1 pseudogene is annotated in these 536 nt (G+C 41.6%); it reads right to left on the minus strand.

Going from position 1 to position 536, the window contains the following annotated elements:
* Window positions 1–164 precede the first annotated feature (164 nt).
* Window positions 165–536, minus strand: a pseudogene (locus ACS8FD_RS24080) (benzoate 1,2-dioxygenase large subunit); the annotation flags it as partial.

The raw sequence follows: 536 nt of genomic DNA on the forward strand, positions 1-536 counted from the left end.
GTAATAAGTGAGCCATTCTTCCCATTTTTTCTCATCCAATAAACGCGCTTCACGGTATAGAAACTGTCTAATGTCTTCAATGTTAACCGTTGCATTTTTCATGATTGATATCCTTATTTTTTGTCAGTTCTACAATAAATAGCAGAGTAATAATAAAAAATGTATTAGTCGCTATTAGCACCGTGTAGCTGCTGCTCTTGCTCTAGAGCTTTTTTCATCTCTTCATGCCAGTAGCGATGTTGGACGGTATATAGTCCTTCATCTTCAGTCTTAACACCACTCATTAAAGGTTTGAGGTCAATAGCGGCAGCGCCTTCATCTGCACCTTGAATCCAGTGCTCGGAGCCTCGGCACATATCATTCCATTCAAGCTTGATACCGTTATAACCTTCTTGGCATGAGCGGAACTCTTCTAAGTCATCAGGGGTTGCCATACCAGTAACGTTAAAGAAATCTTCATACTGACGGATACGGCGTGCACGTGACTCATCGCTTTCGCCTTTTGGTGCGATACACCAGATGCTAACTTCAGTTTT

This window comes from Psychrobacter sp. 1U2, assembly GCF_051847575.1.